This is a genomic window from Synechococcus sp. KORDI-52 (genome assembly GCF_000737595.1).
Lineage (GTDB): Bacteria > Cyanobacteriota > Cyanobacteriia > PCC-6307 > Cyanobiaceae > Parasynechococcus.
In genome coordinates, this window is sequence record NZ_CP006271.1 from 855613 (window position 1) to 871050 (window position 15438).

Sequence of the window (15438 nt, forward strand, 5' to 3'; positions counted from 1 at the left end):
TTCAAGTCTTGTGCGTCGGATCACCGCTGGTATTTGTCTCATTGCAGGCGTTTTCTCCACAGGTGTTTCCCCTGCTCTCAGCGATGAGGTCACTGAAGATCAATCAGCGTTGACGGACCAATCCACACTGCCTGATGCCATCGAGTTGAAGGGTGGTCGGCCTCAAGCCGATCCATCCGTCGTGGCACCGCCCCTTGATGTTTTGCCGCCTCCTCTCGACCAATTGGCGGCTCCCCCTTCCCTGGCGCTCCCTGATGAAACGTCTCAGGTGCGCATCAAGGAATTGCGTCCTCTCACCCTGGAGGAAGTTCTGCAGCTGGCCGAGGTCAATAGCCCAACCCTGAAGGCGGCCGCCAGCCAAGTGGATCAGGCCAAGTCTTCTTTGCGCGAAGCAATTTCCGCTTGGTATCCCACCATTGATCTCACGGCCTCCGCTCTTCCTGAATATTTCAACTCGTATTCCTACCAAAATCCGGATTTCGTTCCGGACCGTGTTGTCAGGAAGCCCACAGGCCGGGTGAATCCTGTCACCGGTGAGGAAATCACCCGTCCCGTTAGGAAGGATGGTTTCAATGAGCGTTACGGCCGTGAGTGGCGCGTTAATGCCAGCCTGGAAGTGAGATGGGATCTGATCAATCCCCGACGGGTTCCTCAGATTGCTGCAGCTCGGGATCGCTTCGAGCGGGAGAGGAACACGTATCTCATCGCTTTGCGTGATCTTCGGCTTGACACGTCGACGGCTTACTTCGATCTTCAGGAAGCCGATGAAGGGGTACGCATTGGTCAGGCAGCCGTCAGATCGTCTTTGGTGAATCTTCGCGATGCGCGTGCTCGTTACAACGCAGGTGTGAACACGAAGTTGGAGGTTCTGGAAGCGGAGACCCAGTTGGCTCGCGACCGCAACACCCTGACCACCAACCTCGGCAGGCAGGATTTGAGCCGTCGCAATCTGTCAAGAGAGCTTGATCTCCCTCAGGACATCACTCCAACCGCCGCGACACCTGCACGACCTTTCGGCCTCTGGGAGCCCTCTCTCCAGGAAAGCATTGTTGCTGCCTACAACTTCCGAGAGGAACTCGATCGCTTGATTCTGGATATTTCGATCAACAACAGCCAAGCCAATGATTCTTTGGCTGCGGTACAGCCCGTTCTCAGTTTCGTTAATACCACCACGGCTTCCCGCAATGAGGGCCAAACCAACCAGCCATCCCGTAGTGACATCGACATGGGCGATTTCACCTACGGCGTTCAGAACGCCACGGCATTGACGGCGTCCTGGCGATTGTTTGATGGTGGTCGTGCTCGCGCCGGTTACCGACGTTTCAAGCAGGCCGCTGAACAGAGTCGCTTCAATTTCGCTAACACCCGTGATCAGATCCGCTTTGAGGTAGAGGAAAGCTTCATTGGTTTGCGAACCGCCATGCAGAACATCGAAACCACCTCCAGCGAGGTGATGTCCTCACGGGAGTCTCTGCGTTTGTCCCAGCTTCGGGTTCAGGCTGGCGTCAGCACGCAGCGTGAAGTTGTGGACAACCAGCGTGATCTCACCCAAGCAGAGTTTCGTTACGCCGGGGCGATTCGCGACTACAACACCAACCTGGCTCGGTTGAGACGCCGTACAGGTCTGGATGCCTTGATTGCCTGTGATGCCGTGTCGAGACCTTCCACCAAGCCTGAACCTGGTCAACTATCGATTCCCATTGAGCCAACACCACTGAAGTCAGCCTGCCCCTTGGCGATCGCTCCAGAGTCGTCGCTCAATCAGAATGAGAGCAGTCCTGTTCAGCCTCTGTGGTGACGTTGGTGCTCAGTGACGATCAACTGAGCGCCGTCCATCTTTTGCTGGATCGCATTCGTGCCCGTCAGCTTGATGACTTTGGCCAGATTGGATCCGATGTGAAGCCAGACGGTTCCCTGATCACCGACTGTGATCGTTGGAGTGATGCGGCTTTGGTTCAGGGTCTGGCCAGGATTGCGCCAGGTGAGGGGGTCCTCAGCGAGGAGGGCAGCAAACTAGTTCCGAACACGCAGGCGTACTGGGTGGTGGATCCCCTGGATGGCACCACCAACTTTGCGGCGGGTATTCCCTATTGGGCGATTTCGGTGGCTCGCTTCACTGAAGGCCGTCCCAGTGAGGTGTTTCTGGATGTTCCAGCACTGGGGCAGCGCTTTGTTGCATTGCGGGGGCGTGGCGCCACACGAAACAATCAACCGCTCACAACTGAGACACGGGCGTTGACCACCAGTGCCTGTGTTTCCCTGTGCAGCCGCTCGATTCGTGTCTTGCAGCGCAAACCCGATCAGCGATTTCCCGGCAAAATTCGTTTGTTGGGTGTCGCCAGCCTCAATCTGGTGAGTGTGGCCATGGGGCAGACCATCGCTTCATTGGAAGCAACTCCAAAAATCTGGGATCTGGCGGCAGCCTGGTTGGTGCTGGATGAACTGGGCTGTCCGATTCGCTGGTTGGATGCGGATCCAGCACAGCTGTCTGCAGGCGAGGATGTTGCTGAACGTGGTTTCCCCGTTCTGGCTGCCGGTTCGTGGGCCCAGTTGGCGCGTTTCCTCCCTTGGGGTGAGGCTCTGTTGCAGCCTTGAACAGCGCCCATTGCGCAAGCGTGGATATTGGTGTTAGTGTTTTGTCTTGCGCAGGAGCCGCGAGGCTGTTGTGCAAGCCGAAGCGCTAGAGGCGAAAGTCTTGAGGTGTCTGAGGCGTCTTACGAGACCAAGAGGGAGCGATCCCACGGTGTTGTAAGTTCTTCAAGCGGTCGCGAGAGGCCGCGATGACCAGCCAGCCGAACTCCTGAGAGGGAGTGAAGACAGGTTTGGTCGTACCTGGACAATTGAAAAGTTTAGGAACTGACGCTTTCATCGCGTTTGGTTCTGAGCCGAGCTGCAAGGTGAGGCGAGGGACTGAATGAAAGAGCGATGAAGGTGTGAGGTCCCGTCAACAATTTTTTTGTTGCTGAGAAGCAGTTTGCTGCAAGGGGAAGTTTTTCACGAAGCTTCTTTTTGCCGGTGTGCAAATTGTGGAGCGACAACCGGATCTGAGATCCTGGAAAGTCATTGACAGAGAAATCTAGAGATGCACTCTTAAGAACCCTTTTTGTGTCAGCGAAGAGGAGGCCTCAACTGTTGCCAGTTTGAACTGAGTGATGGGTGATGCAAATCATTTTGAGAATGTGAAAGCATTCAAGAGGGAATGATCTACAACGGAGAGTTTGATCCTGGCTCAGGATGAACGCTGGCGGCGTGCTTAACACATGCAAGTCGAACGAACCTTCGGGTTAGTGGCGGACGGGTGAGTAACGCGTGAGAATCTGCCCTCAGGAGGGGGATAACGGTTGGAAACGACCGCTAATACCCCATATGCCGCGAGGTGAAATGAATTTCGCCTGAGGATGAGCTCGCGTCTGATTAGCTAGTTGGTGTAGGTAATGGCTCACCAAGGCATCGATCAGTAGCTGGTCTGAGAGGATGATCAGCCACACTGGGACTGAGACACGGCCCAGACTCCTACGGGAGGCAGCAGTGGGGAATTTTCCGCAATGGGCGAAAGCCTGACGGAGCAACGCCGCGTGAGGGATGAAGGCCTCTGGGCTGTAAACCTCTTTTATCAAGGAAGAAGATCTGACGGTACTTGATGAATAAGCCACGGCTAATTCCGTGCCAGCAGCCGCGGTAATACGGGAGTGGCAAGCGTTATCCGGAATTATTGGGCGTAAAGCGTCCGCAGGCGGCCCTTCAAGTCTGCTGTTAAAGCGTGGAGCTTAACTCCATCATGGCAGTGGAAACTGTTGGGCTTGAGTGTGGTAGGGGCAGAGGGAATTCCCGGTGTAGCGGTGAAATGCGTAGATATCGGGAAGAACACCAGTGGCGAAGGCGCTCTGCTGGGCCATCACTGACGCTCATGGACGAAAGCCAGGGGAGCGAAAGGGATTAGATACCCCTGTAGTCCTGGCCGTAAACGATGAACACTAGGTGTCGGGGGAATCGACCCCCTCGGTGTCGTAGCCAACGCGTTAAGTGTTCCGCCTGGGGAGTACGCACGCAAGTGTGAAACTCAAAGGAATTGACGGGGGCCCGCACAAGCGGTGGAGTATGTGGTTTAATTCGATGCAACGCGAAGAACCTTACCAGGGTTTGACATCCTGCGAATCTCTTGGAAACGAGAGAGTGCCTTCGGGAACGCAGTGACAGGTGGTGCATGGCTGTCGTCAGCTCGTGTCGTGAGATGTTGGGTTAAGTCCCGCAACGAGCGCAACCCACGTCTTTAGTTGCCAGCATTCAGTTGGGCACTCTAGAGAGACCGCCGGTGATAAACCGGAGGAAGGTGTGGATGACGTCAAGTCATCATGCCCCTTACATCCTGGGCTACACACGTACTACAATGCTACGGACAAAGGGCAGCAAGTTCGCGAGGACAAGCAAATCCCATAAACCGTGGCTCAGTTCAGATCGTAGGCTGCAACTCGCCTACGTGAAGGAGGAATCGCTAGTAATCGCAGGTCAGCATACTGCGGTGAATACGTTCCCGGGCCTTGTACACACCGCCCGTCACACCATGGAAGTTGGCCACGCCCGAAGCCGTTACTCCAACCCTTGTGGAGGAGGACGTCGAAGGTGGGGCTGATGACTGGGGTGAAGTCGTAACAAGGTATCCGTACCGGAAGGTGCGGATGGATCACCTCCTAACAGGGAGACAACACAATGATTTTGATGCCTGAGTGCTTTTATTCTTAGGCCGAAATCCTGTCACCTTAGGTCGATCGGTACCTCAGCATTAAGAGCAATGATTGATGAGCAATCATCAAAAGATTGAAGGAGATGTTCAGTTCCTAAACTTTGTCTAGGTCACACCCCAAAAGGGATGAGACTCCTGGGCCATTAGCTCAGGTGGTTAGAGCGCACCCCTGATAAGGGTGAGGTCCCTGGTTCAAGTCCAGGATGGCCCATTCGGTGTTGGGGGTTTAGCTCAGTTGGTAGAGCGCCTGCTTTGCAAGCAGGATGTCAGGAGTTCGAGTCTCCTAACCTCCACTGACCGAACTTGATTCCCATCTCCAAATATTTGGAGTTGAGCTCGATTGGGTTGTGATTTAGATGTGTCCGCTGGATGACCCCAGCTTCCTGTCATTCCAAGTTTTAGGTGTAGAGCCTTGAATTTGGTTGATAAGATGCTGGGCTCAGATCAAGTGATCAAGCAATTGATGATTTGATTTGAAGTTCTAGCAGAACCTTGACAACTGCATAGGTGAGTCTGGAAAAAAACAAAGCATCTTACAGATGCATTGTTTTGAATCTGATCTTCTGAAAGGGAGATTAGATCCAGGACAATGAAAATTCTTTTGAGCAAGAGCCGAGACTCTTGAGCGTTCTTTGATTCGTGTCGAGCGAATCAGAGTTTGATCTTGTTTTAGGAGTCAGCAAAAGTTGATGATTAAAACTTGAGAATCTGCTTTCAACGGCGGTAAGCGTTCAGGAGGTTAATTGGTCAAGCTACAAAGGGCTCACGGCGGATACCTTGGCACACAGAGGCGATGAAGGACGTGGTTACCTGCGATAAGTCTCGGGGAGCTGGAAGCACGCTTTGATCCGGGAATTTCCGAATGGGGCAACCCTTAATACGGCCAGCTGAATCCATAGGCTGGCACGAGCCAACCCAGCGAACTGAAACATCTTAGTAGCTGGAGGAAAGGAAAGTAAAAACGACTCCCTAAGTAGCGGCGAGCGAACGGGGAAGAGCCTAAACCGATACTTTCGAGTATCGGGGTTGTGGGACAGCAACGTGTATCAGGGAAGTTAGGAGAAGTGCTTGAATGGCACGCCACAGAGGGTGAAAGCCCCGTAACCGAAAACTGAACTGAGCTAGCTGTATCCCGAGTAGCACGGAGCACGTGAAATTCCGTGTGAATCCGCGAGGACCACCTCGTAAGGCTAAGTACTACTGTGTGACCGATAGCGAAACAGTACCGCGAGGGAAAGGTGAAAAGAACCCCGGGAGGGGAGTGAAATAGAACATGAAACCGTGAGCCTACAAGCAATGGGAGCCCTACTTATAGGGTGACCGTGTGCCTGTTGAAGAATGAGCCGGCGACTTATAGGCACTGGCGGGTTAAACCGGAAATGGTGGAGCCATAGCGAAAGCGAGTCTGAATAGGGCGTTTGTCAGTGTTTATAGACCCGAACCCGGGTGATCTAACCATGGCCAGGATGAAGCTTGGGTGATACCAAGTGGAGGTCCGAACCGACTGACGTTGAAAAGTCAGCGGATGAGCTGTGGTTAGGGGTGAAATGCCAATCGAACCCGGAGCTAGCTGGTTCTCCCCGAAATACGTTGAGGCGTAGCGTCTCGTGCTCCAGCAGGGGGGTAAAGCCACCATTTCGGTGCGGGCTGCGAGAGCGGTACCAAATCGAGATGAACTCTGAATACCCTGTGTGTAGCGAGGCAGTCAGACTGTGGGGGATAAGCTCCATGGTCGAGAGGGAAACAGCCCAGACCGCCAGCTAAGGTCCCCAAATCAACACTAAGTGATAAAGGAGGTGGGATTGCATAGACAACCAGGAGGTTTGCCTAGAAGCAGCCATCCTCAAAGGAGTGCGTAATAGCTCACTGGTCGAGCGATCCTGCGCCGAAAATGAACGGGGCTAAGTGTTGTACCGAAGCTGCGGATTTTTATGGTAGGGGAGCGTTCTATGTGGGGCGAAGCGTTAGCGTGAGCGGGCGTGGACTGCATAGAAGTGAGAATGTCGGCTTGAGTAGCGAAAACATGGGTGAGAATCCCATGCACCGAAACCCTAAGGGTTCCTCCGGCAGGCTCGTCCGCGGAGGGTTAGTCTGGACCTAAGGCGAGGCCGAAAGGCGTAGTCGATGGATAACAGGTCAACATTCCTGTACCGGTCATGTTTTGGGAAGAGGGACGGAGAAGGCTAGCCAAGCCAGATGTTGGTTACTGGTTCAAGCGTTCGAGGCGTTGAGGAGCGGTGAAAACGTTCCGAGCTGAGGCGTGAGTACGGGCTGCTACGGCAGCGAAGTTGGTGATGTCAAGCTTCCAAGAAAAGCTCTATACCCGTTAAGGCATGACTGCCAGTACCCGAAACCGACACAGGTGGGGTGGTAGAGAATACCGAGGTGCGCGAGGTAACTCTCTCTAAGGAACTCGGCAAAATGGCCCCGTAACTTCGGGAGAAGGGGTGCCACCGCAAGGTGGTCGCAGTGAAGAGGCCCTGGCGACTGTTTACCAAAAACACAGGTCTCCGCTAAGTCGCAAGACGATGTATGGGGGCTGACGCCTGCCCAGTGCCGGAAGGTTAAGGAAGCCGGTCAGCGTAAGCGAAGCTGGCGACTGAAGCCCCGGTGAACGGCGGCCGTAACTATAACGGTCCTAAGGTAGCGAAATTCCTTGTCGGGTAAGTTCCGACCCGCACGAAAGGCGTAACGATCAGGGCGCTGTCTCGGAGAGAGGCTCGGCGAAATAGAATTGTCTGTGAAGATGCGGACTACGTACACCTGGACAGAAAGACCCTATGAAGCTTTACTGTAGCTTGGTATTGTGCCCGGGCTCTGAATGCGCAGGATAGGTGGGAGACGTTGATCTCATGCTTGTGGGTATGAGTTAGTCACTGGTGAGATACCACTCTTTCAGAGCTAGGGTTCTAACGTTCACCCGTTATCCGGGGAGCGGACAGTATCAGGTGGGCAGTTTGACTGGGGCGGTCGCCTCCTAAAAGGTAACGGAGGCGCGCAAAGGTTTCCTCAGGCTGGTTGGAAATCAGCTGACGAGTGCAAAAGCAGAAGGAAGCTTGACTGTGAGACCTACAAGTCGAACAGGGACGAAAGTCGGCTTTAGTGATCCGACGGTTCTGAGTGGAAGGGCCGTCGCTCAACGGATAAAAGTTACTCTAGGGATAACAGGCTGATCTCCCCCAAGAGTTCACATCGACGGGGAGGTTTGGCACCTCGATGTCGGCTCATCGCAACCTGGGGCTGAAGTCGGTCCCAAGGGTTGGGCTGTTCGCCCATTAAAGCGGTACGCGAGCTGGGTTCAGAACGTCGTGAGACAGTTCGGTCCATATCCGGTGTACGCGTAGGAACATTGAGAGGATTTCTCCCTAGTACGAGAGGACCGGGAGGAACGCACCTCTGGTGTACCAGTTATCGTGCCAACGGTAAACGCTGGGTAGCCATGTGCGGAGTGGATAACCGCTGAAAGCATCTAAGTGGGAAGCCCACCTCAAGATGAGTGTTCCCATGGGGTAACCCAGTAAGGTCACGGGAAGAACACCCGTTGATAGGCTCTACGTGGAAGTCCAGTAATGGATGCAGCGGAGGAGTACTAATAGACCGAGGGCTTGACCAACAATTTGGTTCTTGCCTGAAGACTCAAAACTTTGTTTGATTCAGACGTGCAGCGTAAGCTGTAGATCCTATGCAGTTCTCAGGGTTCATCCCTTGAGAATGTTGAACTATCCTGGTGTCCATGGCGGTGTGGTCCCACTCCGATCCATCCCGAACTCGGTTGTGAAACGCATCAGCGGCGACGATATTTGGGGGGTAGCCCCCTGAGAAAATAGCTCGATGCCAGGTAAAACATTCTCTCCATAGGTTGATGATGTGCTGATTGCTGAAGCAATTACCGTCACCACCCCCGAAGAAGCCACCTCATCATGAGGTGGCTTTTTTGTTGGTTATTTGACTTGAGTAAATCTCTCCTGTTGAGATTTAAGGCATTACTCTTCTAAATAGATACATCGTGCAGAGATTGAGGCTTCTTTACCGTTCAACTTGTATCTGTCGCCAGATCGTCCTGCAGTGTTGTCAGATCCGTGTTTTATAGCGACGGGCGTTATGGTTTCTGCCTGCAGAAGCTTCTGGTAAAGCTGCAGCTGCTTATGGCTGACCATCAATGCATTGCCGCTTCAGCCAGCGTGGATTCTTGTTTTCTCAGTCACGCTGGCTGAAGCGGAACGGCGTCGCCATTCTTTGATGGCTCGAGGCTGCAGCGCTGTAAAGCGAACCCTTCCATAAGGTGCCTATCGCGCTCAACAACGCAATATCTGATGCCATGGATGAGGCTTTGCTGTAGTTGTCTCAGTATCCCTGGCAACGAGTTCTGGTTGCTGGACAGGGTGCCTTGATTGCGTATGCAGGCGCTTAGCCCCGTTTTTGGGAAACATCTCGTCTTTCTTTTCTGTGCTTCGCCGTCTGATCAGATCTCAAATTTGTGTGTTGAGCGCCCTTCATGAGTGTTCGCTTGCCTCCGGTTCAATCCTCGCTTCGTTCAATTTCCGTGCTGTTCGGTGGCCCTGATGTGGTGTTGGCATGGATCGCGTTGCAATGTTGTTCGTTCCACCACTTCCCTGTCAGGCCAGGCTTTATGAGCGGTTTCTCGTTGTACTGCACTCACGGACATCTCCAATTGGTTGACCTAGGCCAGTCGTGGTGTTAGTGTTTTGTCTTGCGCAGGAGCCGCGAGGCTGTTGTGCAAGCCGAAGCGCTAGAGGCGAAAGTCTTGAGGTGTCTGAGGCGTCTTACGAGACCAAGAGGGAGCGATCCCACGGTGTTGTAAGTTCTTCAAGCGGTCGCGAGAGGCCGCGATGACCAGCCAGCCGAACTCCTGAGAGGGAGTGAAGACAGGTTTGGTCGTACCTGGACAATTGAAAAGTTTAGGAACTGACGCTTTCATCGCGTTTGGTTCTGAGCCGAGCTGCAAGGTGAGGCGAGGGACTGAATGAAAGAGCGATGAAGGTGTGAGGTCCCGTCAACAATTTTTTTGTTGCTGAGAAGCAGTTTGCTGCAAGGGGAAGTTTTTCACGAAGCTTCTTTTTGCCGGTGTGCAAATTGTGGAGCGACAACCGGATCTGAGATCCTGGAAAGTCATTGACAGAGAAATCTAGAGATGCACTCTTAAGAACCCTTTTTGTGTCAGCGAAGAGGAGGCCTCAACTGTTGCCAGTTTGAACTGAGTGATGGGTGATGCAAATCATTTTGAGAATGTGAAAGCATTCAAGAGGGAATGATCTACAACGGAGAGTTTGATCCTGGCTCAGGATGAACGCTGGCGGCGTGCTTAACACATGCAAGTCGAACGAACCTTCGGGTTAGTGGCGGACGGGTGAGTAACGCGTGAGAATCTGCCCTCAGGAGGGGGATAACGGTTGGAAACGACCGCTAATACCCCATATGCCGCGAGGTGAAATGAATTTCGCCTGAGGATGAGCTCGCGTCTGATTAGCTAGTTGGTGTAGGTAATGGCTCACCAAGGCATCGATCAGTAGCTGGTCTGAGAGGATGATCAGCCACACTGGGACTGAGACACGGCCCAGACTCCTACGGGAGGCAGCAGTGGGGAATTTTCCGCAATGGGCGAAAGCCTGACGGAGCAACGCCGCGTGAGGGATGAAGGCCTCTGGGCTGTAAACCTCTTTTATCAAGGAAGAAGATCTGACGGTACTTGATGAATAAGCCACGGCTAATTCCGTGCCAGCAGCCGCGGTAATACGGGAGTGGCAAGCGTTATCCGGAATTATTGGGCGTAAAGCGTCCGCAGGCGGCCCTTCAAGTCTGCTGTTAAAGCGTGGAGCTTAACTCCATCATGGCAGTGGAAACTGTTGGGCTTGAGTGTGGTAGGGGCAGAGGGAATTCCCGGTGTAGCGGTGAAATGCGTAGATATCGGGAAGAACACCAGTGGCGAAGGCGCTCTGCTGGGCCATCACTGACGCTCATGGACGAAAGCCAGGGGAGCGAAAGGGATTAGATACCCCTGTAGTCCTGGCCGTAAACGATGAACACTAGGTGTCGGGGGAATCGACCCCCTCGGTGTCGTAGCCAACGCGTTAAGTGTTCCGCCTGGGGAGTACGCACGCAAGTGTGAAACTCAAAGGAATTGACGGGGGCCCGCACAAGCGGTGGAGTATGTGGTTTAATTCGATGCAACGCGAAGAACCTTACCAGGGTTTGACATCCTGCGAATCTCTTGGAAACGAGAGAGTGCCTTCGGGAACGCAGTGACAGGTGGTGCATGGCTGTCGTCAGCTCGTGTCGTGAGATGTTGGGTTAAGTCCCGCAACGAGCGCAACCCACGTCTTTAGTTGCCAGCATTCAGTTGGGCACTCTAGAGAGACCGCCGGTGATAAACCGGAGGAAGGTGTGGATGACGTCAAGTCATCATGCCCCTTACATCCTGGGCTACACACGTACTACAATGCTACGGACAAAGGGCAGCAAGTTCGCGAGGACAAGCAAATCCCATAAACCGTGGCTCAGTTCAGATCGTAGGCTGCAACTCGCCTACGTGAAGGAGGAATCGCTAGTAATCGCAGGTCAGCATACTGCGGTGAATACGTTCCCGGGCCTTGTACACACCGCCCGTCACACCATGGAAGTTGGCCACGCCCGAAGCCGTTACTCCAACCCTTGTGGAGGAGGACGTCGAAGGTGGGGCTGATGACTGGGGTGAAGTCGTAACAAGGTATCCGTACCGGAAGGTGCGGATGGATCACCTCCTAACAGGGAGACAACACAATGATTTTGATGCCTGAGTGCTTTTATTCTTAGGCCGAAATCCTGTCACCTTAGGTCGATCGGTACCTCAGCATTAAGAGCAATGATTGATGAGCAATCATCAAAAGATTGAAGGAGATGTTCAGTTCCTAAACTTTGTCTAGGTCACACCCCAAAAGGGATGAGACTCCTGGGCCATTAGCTCAGGTGGTTAGAGCGCACCCCTGATAAGGGTGAGGTCCCTGGTTCAAGTCCAGGATGGCCCATTCGGTGTTGGGGGTTTAGCTCAGTTGGTAGAGCGCCTGCTTTGCAAGCAGGATGTCAGGAGTTCGAGTCTCCTAACCTCCACTGACCGAACTTGATTCCCATCTCCAAATATTTGGAGTTGAGCTCGATTGGGTTGTGATTTAGATGTGTCCGCTGGATGACCCCAGCTTCCTGTCATTCCAAGTTTTAGGTGTAGAGCCTTGAATTTGGTTGATAAGATGCTGGGCTCAGATCAAGTGATCAAGCAATTGATGATTTGATTTGAAGTTCTAGCAGAACCTTGACAACTGCATAGGTGAGTCTGGAAAAAAACAAAGCATCTTACAGATGCATTGTTTTGAATCTGATCTTCTGAAAGGGAGATTAGATCCAGGACAATGAAAATTCTTTTGAGCAAGAGCCGAGACTCTTGAGCGTTCTTTGATTCGTGTCGAGCGAATCAGAGTTTGATCTTGTTTTAGGAGTCAGCAAAAGTTGATGATTAAAACTTGAGAATCTGCTTTCAACGGCGGTAAGCGTTCAGGAGGTTAATTGGTCAAGCTACAAAGGGCTCACGGCGGATACCTTGGCACACAGAGGCGATGAAGGACGTGGTTACCTGCGATAAGTCTCGGGGAGCTGGAAGCACGCTTTGATCCGGGAATTTCCGAATGGGGCAACCCTTAATACGGCCAGCTGAATCCATAGGCTGGCACGAGCCAACCCAGCGAACTGAAACATCTTAGTAGCTGGAGGAAAGGAAAGTAAAAACGACTCCCTAAGTAGCGGCGAGCGAACGGGGAAGAGCCTAAACCGATACTTTCGAGTATCGGGGTTGTGGGACAGCAACGTGTATCAGGGAAGTTAGGAGAAGTGCTTGAATGGCACGCCACAGAGGGTGAAAGCCCCGTAACCGAAAACTGAACTGAGCTAGCTGTATCCCGAGTAGCACGGAGCACGTGAAATTCCGTGTGAATCCGCGAGGACCACCTCGTAAGGCTAAGTACTACTGTGTGACCGATAGCGAAACAGTACCGCGAGGGAAAGGTGAAAAGAACCCCGGGAGGGGAGTGAAATAGAACATGAAACCGTGAGCCTACAAGCAATGGGAGCCCTACTTATAGGGTGACCGTGTGCCTGTTGAAGAATGAGCCGGCGACTTATAGGCACTGGCGGGTTAAACCGGAAATGGTGGAGCCATAGCGAAAGCGAGTCTGAATAGGGCGTTTGTCAGTGTTTATAGACCCGAACCCGGGTGATCTAACCATGGCCAGGATGAAGCTTGGGTGATACCAAGTGGAGGTCCGAACCGACTGACGTTGAAAAGTCAGCGGATGAGCTGTGGTTAGGGGTGAAATGCCAATCGAACCCGGAGCTAGCTGGTTCTCCCCGAAATACGTTGAGGCGTAGCGTCTCGTGCTCCAGCAGGGGGGTAAAGCCACCATTTCGGTGCGGGCTGCGAGAGCGGTACCAAATCGAGATGAACTCTGAATACCCTGTGTGTAGCGAGGCAGTCAGACTGTGGGGGATAAGCTCCATGGTCGAGAGGGAAACAGCCCAGACCGCCAGCTAAGGTCCCCAAATCAACACTAAGTGATAAAGGAGGTGGGATTGCATAGACAACCAGGAGGTTTGCCTAGAAGCAGCCATCCTCAAAGGAGTGCGTAATAGCTCACTGGTCGAGCGATCCTGCGCCGAAAATGAACGGGGCTAAGTGTTGTACCGAAGCTGCGGATTTTTATGGTAGGGGAGCGTTCTATGTGGGGCGAAGCGTTAGCGTGAGCGGGCGTGGACTGCATAGAAGTGAGAATGTCGGCTTGAGTAGCGAAAACATGGGTGAGAATCCCATGCACCGAAACCCTAAGGGTTCCTCCGGCAGGCTCGTCCGCGGAGGGTTAGTCTGGACCTAAGGCGAGGCCGAAAGGCGTAGTCGATGGATAACAGGTCAACATTCCTGTACCGGTCATGTTTTGGGAAGAGGGACGGAGAAGGCTAGCCAAGCCAGATGTTGGTTACTGGTTCAAGCGTTCGAGGCGTTGAGGAGCGGTGAAAACGTTCCGAGCTGAGGCGTGAGTACGGGCTGCTACGGCAGCGAAGTTGGTGATGTCAAGCTTCCAAGAAAAGCTCTATACCCGTTAAGGCATGACTGCCAGTACCCGAAACCGACACAGGTGGGGTGGTAGAGAATACCGAGGTGCGCGAGGTAACTCTCTCTAAGGAACTCGGCAAAATGGCCCCGTAACTTCGGGAGAAGGGGTGCCACCGCAAGGTGGTCGCAGTGAAGAGGCCCTGGCGACTGTTTACCAAAAACACAGGTCTCCGCTAAGTCGCAAGACGATGTATGGGGGCTGACGCCTGCCCAGTGCCGGAAGGTTAAGGAAGCCGGTCAGCGTAAGCGAAGCTGGCGACTGAAGCCCCGGTGAACGGCGGCCGTAACTATAACGGTCCTAAGGTAGCGAAATTCCTTGTCGGGTAAGTTCCGACCCGCACGAAAGGCGTAACGATCAGGGCGCTGTCTCGGAGAGAGGCTCGGCGAAATAGAATTGTCTGTGAAGATGCGGACTACGTACACCTGGACAGAAAGACCCTATGAAGCTTTACTGTAGCTTGGTATTGTGCCCGGGCTCTGAATGCGCAGGATAGGTGGGAGACGTTGATCTCATGCTTGTGGGTATGAGTTAGTCACTGGTGAGATACCACTCTTTCAGAGCTAGGGTTCTAACGTTCACCCGTTATCCGGGGAGCGGACAGTATCAGGTGGGCAGTTTGACTGGGGCGGTCGCCTCCTAAAAGGTAACGGAGGCGCGCAAAGGTTTCCTCAGGCTGGTTGGAAATCAGCTGACGAGTGCAAAAGCAGAAGGAAGCTTGACTGTGAGACCTACAAGTCGAACAGGGACGAAAGTCGGCTTTAGTGATCCGACGGTTCTGAGTGGAAGGGCCGTCGCTCAACGGATAAAAGTTACTCTAGGGATAACAGGCTGATCTCCCCCAAGAGTTCACATCGACGGGGAGGTTTGGCACCTCGATGTCGGCTCATCGCAACCTGGGGCTGAAGTCGGTCCCAAGGGTTGGGCTGTTCGCCCATTAAAGCGGTACGCGAGCTGGGTTCAGAACGTCGTGAGACAGTTCGGTCCATATCCGGTGTACGCGTAGGAACATTGAGAGGATTTCTCCCTAGTACGAGAGGACCGGGAGGAACGCACCTCTGGTGTACCAGTTATCGTGCCAACGGTAAACGCTGGGTAGCCATGTGCGGAGTGGATAACCGCTGAAAGCATCTAAGTGGGAAGCCCACCTCAAGATGAGTGTTCCCATGGGGTAACCCAGTAAGGTCACGGGAAGAACACCCGTTGATAGGCTCTACGTGGAAGTCCAGTAATGGATGCAGCGGAGGAGTACTAATAGACCGAGGGCTTGACCAACAATTTGGTTCTTGCCTGAAGACTCAAAACTTTGTTTGATTCAGACGTGCAGCGTAAGCTGTAGATCCTATGCAGTTCTCAGGGTTCATCCCTTGAGAATGTTGAACTATCCTGGTGTCCATGGCGGTGTGGTCCCACTCCGATCCATCCCGAACTCGGTTGTGAAACGCATCAGCGGCGACGATATTTGGGGGGTAGCCCCCTGAGAAAATAGCTCGATGCCAGGTAAAACATTCTCTCCATAGGTTGATGATGTGCTGATTGCTGAAGCAA

The 15438-nt window shown here is 53.3% G+C and carries 2 protein-coding genes, 4 tRNA genes and 6 rRNA genes; all 12 read left to right on the plus strand.

The features are described from left to right. Positions 1–10: 10 nt before the first annotated feature. Complete coding sequence (locus KR52_RS04265) at positions 11–1798, plus strand: TolC family protein (RefSeq protein WP_038552913.1); 1788 nt, start codon at positions 11–13, stop codon at positions 1796–1798. Continuing rightward, positions 1792–2595, plus strand: coding sequence for an inositol monophosphatase family protein (locus tag KR52_RS04270; RefSeq protein ID WP_038552917.1), 804 nt, complete (start codon positions 1792–1794; stop codon positions 2593–2595). Before KR52_RS04265 ends, KR52_RS04270 begins: the two co-directional genes overlap by 7 nt. Before the next feature lie 611 nt (positions 2596–3206). Then, a 16S ribosomal RNA gene (locus KR52_RS04275) occupies positions 3207–4692 on the plus strand. A gap of 186 nt (positions 4693–4878) precedes the next feature. Further along, positions 4879–4952: transfer RNA gene (locus tag KR52_RS04280), tRNA-Ile, on the plus strand. A gap of 9 nt (positions 4953–4961) precedes the next feature. After that, positions 4962–5034 (plus strand) — tRNA-Ala (locus KR52_RS04285). Positions 5035–5486: 452 nt separating this feature from the next. Further along, positions 5487–8354: ribosomal RNA gene (locus tag KR52_RS04290) — 23S ribosomal RNA — on the plus strand. Between the two features lie 110 nt (positions 8355–8464). Next, positions 8465–8581 (plus strand): 5S ribosomal RNA (rrf, locus tag KR52_RS04295). Between the two features lie 1436 nt (positions 8582–10017). Then, positions 10018–11503, plus strand: a 16S ribosomal RNA gene (locus tag KR52_RS04300). Between the two features lie 186 nt (positions 11504–11689). Further along, positions 11690–11763, plus strand: a tRNA-Ile gene (locus tag KR52_RS04305). Between the two features lie 9 nt (positions 11764–11772). Continuing rightward, positions 11773–11845: transfer RNA gene (locus tag KR52_RS04310), tRNA-Ala, on the plus strand. Between the two features lie 452 nt (positions 11846–12297). After that, positions 12298–15165 (plus strand): 23S ribosomal RNA (locus KR52_RS04315). Positions 15166–15275: 110 nt separating this feature from the next. Beyond that, a 5S ribosomal RNA gene (gene rrf, locus KR52_RS04320) occupies positions 15276–15392 on the plus strand. The 16S, 23S and 5S rRNA genes sit together here with 4 tRNA genes alongside, the layout of an rRNA operon. Positions 15393–15438: the final 46 nt, after the last annotated feature.